Source organism: Argonema antarcticum A004/B2, assembly GCF_023333585.1.
Lineage (GTDB): Bacteria > Cyanobacteriota > Cyanobacteriia > Cyanobacteriales > Aerosakkonemataceae > Argonema > Argonema antarcticum.
This window is the reverse complement of sequence record NZ_JAIQZN010000005.1, coordinates 140,473-146,472: the sequence shown is the minus strand read 5'-3', so window position 1 is coordinate 146,472 and position 6,000 is coordinate 140,473. Positions and strand designations below refer to the sequence as shown.

The following is a 6,000-nucleotide window of genomic DNA, read 5'->3' as shown; positions in this document are numbered from 1 at the left end:
CTTGTCCCCCTTGTCCCCCTTGTCCCCTACATCACCAACGGGTTTTGACCACACCCAATCCTTACTCCCCCTCTCCTCCCAGAGGAGAGGGGGTTGGGGGGTGAGGTTGATAAGTGGTGCCAAAAACCCTTCCACATCGGTATTCGTACCACTCCAACCGTTTTCGTTACGCCAAACGGTATTAACTGCTCCTACTGCTTTTGCTTGAGGCGATATTTCTGATAGCAGAGCCATAATCGCCTGTTTGTGGGGAATGGTAACATTAAAGCCGACAAGATCGATCGCGCCAAAACCAGCGATCGCTCTCTCCAAATCTTCCGGCTTTACTGCCAAAGGCACATAGACATAATTTAATCCCAGCGTCGCAATGGCTGCATTGTGCATAACTGGGGATAGGGAATGCTCGATCGGGTGACCGATAACACCCAGCAATTTAGTCTTACCCGTAATCAATACTTCTACCATTGAATTAATAAGCGATCGCGTAGCAACAGTTAGGATAGCAGAGGTTGGGGCAATAACGTCATGAGTGTCATCACTTGTAGCCAAGGGCATCAAAATCCTACTGGATATCGGTTTTGTTCTTATTGCGGTGTATCTCTGCAAAGCGGAAACACCAGCACGGGTGGCGTCGCAACATCTGAAACTGGATTGCACTCTGGGACAAAGTTGCGCGATCGCTACATAATTCAGTATCAGCTAGGTCAGGGAGGATTTGGCCGAACTTATCTAGTCAAAGATACTGGTCGCTTCAACGAATCAGTCGTTATCAAAGAACTAACCCCACTCGCTCAAGGCGCGTACAACCTCCAGAAAGCCCACGAACTGTTTGAACGGGAAGCTGCAATGCTTCACAAACTCAAACATTACCAGATTCCCCGGTTCTGGGAATTTTTTCAGCAAGAGAAACACCTGTTTATAGTTCAAGACTATATTGAAGGGCAAACTTATCAATCCTTGTTGAACCAGCGACTACAAAAAGGTGAATGCTTTAACGAGGCAGAAATCGTAGAACTATTGCGAAAACTTCTCCCCGTTTTAAGTTATCTCCATCGTCAAGGCGTTATTCACCGCGACATTGCCCCAGACAACATTATTTGCCGCTCTCACGACAAACTTCCCGTCTTGATTGACTTAGGCGGCGTCAAGCGAATCGCAATTAATGTCGCCACCCAGCTAACAGGTACGCTAAATCAGTTCTCCTCCGACAGCAGCACCCGCTTAGGTAAAATTGGCTATGCTCCAGATGAGCAAATACGACTGGGAATCGTAGCACCTTACAGCGATTTATATGCTTTGGGCGTTACAGCTGTTGTCCTGTTGACTGGTAAACAACCTCAACAACTCATCGATCCGGAAACGATGAATTGGGTTTGGGATAAAGAAGTGCCAAACTTGAGTACTCAGCTAAAGGAGATACTTTCCCGGATGGTAGCGCCCAAACCTTACGAGCGTTTTCAATCAGCTGAGGAAATCCTGCAACTTCTAGAACCACTCCACACACCCGTTCATCGTTCCCCCCTGGGTGCTTTATCGGCAGTAAAAACTGTATTTGCTAATAATTCCGGTCAAGGTAGTATATTTGATAGCTCTGTCAGGGTGCCGGATGAGATCCAAGGCTGGAACTGGGGAGCTTTTTTGCTACCGGGTGTCTGGTGTCTGAGCAATCGGGTTTGGATTGGACTGCTTGCTTGGGTAGATCCAACTTTGGTACTCTCTTTAGGTATGCCCTGGCTGACTATGGGAGTTATTCTCGGAGTCAAAGGCAATGAGTGGGCTTGGAAAAGTCGCCAGTGGCGCAGTGTTTCTGAGTTTAAAGCTCATCAAAGGGCGTGGGCGATCGCAGGATGGCTGATTGTGGGAATTACAGCGATCGCAATTTTAGTGATTTTTGGGTTGCTTTTACTTTTATGGATCTTCTCATCTGGAATAATGGATTAGCCGTCAAGTTTTAATATGAAAAGACTGACATACATTAGTAAATCCTCTCGCCATCTTTCTATTCAAGAAATCGAAAATATAGGTGCGATTTCACGAAAAAACAATCAAAAACAGAACATCACTGGCGTTCTCTTATGTACGCAAGATATATTTTTTCAAATTCTTGAAGGAGAAGAAGAAAGTATTGATAAATTGTATGAAAAGATATTAGTTGATGATAGACATACTGACATTTTATGTTTGCAGACAGAGCATGATATTAAAGAAAAAATGTTTCCTGATTGGTCTATGCAAACTATCAATCTAGATGAAAAGCCAGATTTAATTATCAAACCAATAAGATCTTTGCTGCGAACCTTAAATGAGTCATATAGAATTTTGGAAAAATACACTCAGTCAACTATTGTCAACCTAATCAGTAGCGGCATTAATCCTCTTCTAGTTACGCCTCGTAAAGTAGAAAAAATCATTTTATTTAGCGATATTATCTCTTTCTCTACCTTGGTGGAGAAACTACCATGCGAGGAAATCGTAGCTATTTTGAATACGTATTTTACCATTTGCACAAATTCGATTCTAGCGAGAGGAGGAGAGGTCAATAAATTTATTGGTGATTGCGTGATGGCTTATTTTTCAGCCGAACAAGCTGATGACGCTATCCAAGCAAGTCTAGATATATTAAGTGAGGTTGAAAAATTACGAAGTGATGCCCCAGAGGGTAGCCCTTTACGAGTTTTATACAATGGTATTGGTCTGGCGCAAGGCGAGGTAATTGAAGGTAATATTGGCTCTTATGCGAAAATGGACTACACAATTATAGGAGATGCTGTTAATATTGCTCAAAGATTGGAATCTTTAACAAGAAATCTTTCGCGTTGTCTAATTTTATCAGTAGCCGTGAAAAGCAGTACAGCAGTATCTTGGGATTTTGTCAAGCTGGGGCAATGTCAGGTAAAAGGAAAAGAGGAGCTAATTGAAATTTATTCTATTGATAATAAAATTACCAATCTGCCAAGTAATAATATTCAAATGGCTGGCGATATTAGCAATTATCTAGACCAAATCAAAAAGCAACGAATGTGCAAATCCGAACCAAATTTTAGATTTTAGATTTAGGTATGTTGTTGCGCTTCAGCGCTCTTTAAGATAGCGCTGAAGCGCAACAACATACCTAAGATGACCATACTCACTAACTAATCAATGACTTGCTTGCTTTTTTTGCTGTTGCTCGTTAGACTCTCGTTGAGCGGTAAATTTGACTGGCTGCGTCGTTGAATTTAAGGTCATTTGACCGTTCATGGTTTGTTGATTTACATTTGCCTGAATTGAGAGATTGACCTTGTTATTACAAGAACTTAACTTATTGACTGACCCAGATAGGGTCAATTGTTGATTTTTCCATCGCCCGACTAGAGAGGGTTTTGGCTGAACAATCGTTTCGGATGTAGAGGCTGAATTTGGCATTTCGACGTTTTTGCTGAGAGCCAATAAAGACCCGTTTAAGTAAATGCCAGACTGCTGAATATTTAATATTAAGTCATCCGATTGCAGACATTCGGGCAAATTTTGGGCAGTGATGCGATAACGACCGTCAATTGGAAAAGGTGCTTTCAGGTTCTGACCGTAAACGGTGACAATTTTAAACAAAATGACAACCGAACCAATTGCCGTTCCATAAAATGCTAAGGATTTGAAGTTAAAATGACTCATCTGGATTTTTGATTTTAGATTTAGGGATTAGAAATTTGCTGTTCGGGGGAGATTTTGCTTTGTTGTTCTGTTACTTCCCTATTTCTTATTCCCAGTACTGAGGCGAGGTGAGAGGTAACATGACTGTAGCGCCTGGTAATCAGCAGAGACGAGTGGCACTCAGTTGCGAGTACATCAGTGTAGCCCCCCAAGGTTTGACGTTCAATTCCCCAAGCGCGACTGGTGCCAACAATGGTGATATCGACGTTTTGCGACGCTTCTACGACAGCTTGGACTGGATTTGGTGCTTCGACAACTTGGATATCGATGCGATCGCTTACCTGCTTTGGCAATCCCTCCATCACAGCGCGAAATTCGTAACTGAAATCCATTTTGATCGGATTCTCTTGTCCAACTCGCAGAATAGTGAGGCAACAGCGATCGCGATTGAAAAGTAGTCTTAAAGCGATTTCCAGGGCTAAATCATCATGGATGTTGGCAGAATATGGAACTAACAAATTTTCCAGTCGTTCTCGTCCTCGATCCACAAATACCGCCACATCTACGGGTGACGTACTGAGAATTTGCCCGACTCGTCCTCCCAAGCGATTTGTGCTAAAAGCTGGGCGGTGCCATCCTACCAAAATCAGATCGGCTCGATCGAGTTGTGCGATCTGTGCCGTCTCTCGTGCGACATCATTAGAAATGCGGACAATGGGATGCAGCAACTCGCGGGTTTCTGGCGGTTCCAGCGTTTGAATTAGTTCTTCTAAGCGATCGCGACGCTGTTGGATCAACCTGTCTGCCTCAGCTGGGGTGCTTTGAAATAAATAGTCTTCTTCCAGTTCGATCAAGCTGAGGGGATGAACGACAGCGGGTTGCAATTTCGTGCCTGCGATCGCAACTGCCAGTTGCAGCAACCCCTTCTGCGTACTGGGATTAGCAACTGGCACCAAAATTCGATAAGTTGGTTGAACAGCACCTAAACCAGTTTCCACATCGGGTTCTGACTCTACCATATCCAACCGAATCAGCTTTTTCGGATAAGTCCACTCCAACAAAGGCGAAGTCATAAAAGTTGTCACCAGTGCCATAATCACCAACATGGTGAACAACAAAGGTGAAATTACTTTCAGTTCTAGCCCAATATTTAAAACTATTAATTCAGTCAAGCCGCGAGTATTCATCAACCAACCGAGTGCAGAAGCTTCTCGGTTATCGATACCGCAAACTCTCGCCGCTACATAAGTGCCAGCGTACTTACCAATAATTGCCACTCCCAAAACAGCTAAGCAAAGTAACCACAATTCTGGACTGTTGAGCAAGCCAATTTCTGTTCGCAGACCGCTATATGCAAAAAAGACTGGTAATAGAAATATGAGTACAAAGTCTTCTGTTTTTTCAGCTATTTCTCTCACCAATCCGGCATTTTTAGGCATTACCGCTCCCAGTAAAAATGCCCCAAAGATTAGGTGAATGCCGATCGTTTCGGTGATGAGGGCAGAAGCAACAACGCCCATATAAATCCAAGCCAGAAGAAATTGGCTGAGGCGTCCGGTGCGTTCGTAATGGGTGGCAACTCTTTGTAAGAACCAACGCCCTACCGTTACCATGAATGCGATGTAAAGCAAAGACTCGATAATGGTGGGGATAGCGCCAATCATGCTGTTGGTGCGAGTAACTGCGATCGCTAACGCCAACAAGCACCAAGCCGTCACATCATCCACCGCCGCACAAGTCAGCGCCAAAGTTCCCAAGCGCGTCCCTTGCAAGTTGTTTTCGGTAATAATCCTCGCCAGTACCGGAAAAGCCGTAATCGACATCGCCGCGCCCAAAAACAAGGCAAAGGCGGTAAAGGAGACGCTGTTACTAGATAGCAGGGGATAAAGCAGCAAGGCTAGCAGGCTTCCCAAAGAAAACGGCGTCAAAATACTGACGTGGGAAGTCAAAATTGCTATATCCAAATTGCCTTTGAGATATTTTGGGTCTAGTTCTAGGCCGATCAGAAACATGAAAAAGATCAGCCCCACCTGGGACAGCACATTCAGAAAGGGAATGGCTTCTGCTGGAAATAAAGCGGCTGCTATTCCTGGAGCAACCAAACCCAGCAAAGATGGCCCCAGCATAATCCCAGCCACGATTTCGCCGATCACTAAGGGTTGCTTGATCCACCGAAATCCCAAACCTACAAGCCGGGAAAGTCCAATCACAATCAGAACTTCAATCAGGACTAGGATGACTGTGTGCATAGTTTCCTCAAAGGCGGCGATTGGGTATGTTACAGCCAGCCTGCTGGCACCAGATCTAAGCTGTAGTCAAAAACCCTGCCCTCAGTTTACCCCCCAAGGTACGCACTCATCGGTATCCCGG

4 protein-coding genes and 1 pseudogene are annotated in these 6,000 nt (G+C 44.5%); 2 read left to right on the top strand and 3 right to left on the bottom strand.

The genetic code is table 11. The annotated features are described in order from the left end of the window. Positions 1-453: pseudogene (locus tag LAY57_RS03815) on the bottom strand (hypothetical protein); the annotation flags it as partial. Between the two features lie 72 nt (positions 454-525). Here LAY57_RS03815 and LAY57_RS03810 point away from each other — a divergent pair. Together LAY57_RS03810 and LAY57_RS03805 are read left to right on the top strand one after the other, a co-directional pair. Further along, a complete protein-coding gene (locus LAY57_RS03810) occupies positions 526-1,941 on the top strand; it encodes a serine/threonine-protein kinase (protein ID WP_249064969.1) in 1,416 nt (471 codons plus the stop codon). 15 nt (positions 1,942-1,956) lie between these two features. Next, the gene (locus LAY57_RS03805) at positions 1,957-3,051 is read left to right on the top strand and encodes a BLUF domain-containing protein (protein WP_249064968.1); all 1,095 of its coding nucleotides are present in this window, start codon (positions 1,957-1,959) and stop codon (positions 3,049-3,051) included. Between the two features lie 87 nt (positions 3,052-3,138). Here LAY57_RS03805 and LAY57_RS03800 read toward each other — a convergent pair whose 3' ends face one another. Beyond that, the gene (locus LAY57_RS03800; RefSeq protein ID WP_249064967.1) at positions 3,139-3,651 is read right to left on the bottom strand and encodes a hypothetical protein; all 513 of its coding nucleotides are present in this window, start codon (positions 3,649-3,651) and stop codon (positions 3,139-3,141) included. A gap of 20 nt (positions 3,652-3,671) precedes the next feature. Continuing rightward, positions 3,672-5,879 carry a cation:proton antiporter gene (locus tag LAY57_RS03795; protein ID WP_249064966.1) on the bottom strand — a complete coding sequence of 736 codons (2,208 nt, stop codon included), beginning with the start codon at positions 5,877-5,879 and terminating at the stop codon, positions 3,672-3,674. Between the last annotated feature and the right edge of the window lie 121 nt (positions 5,880-6,000).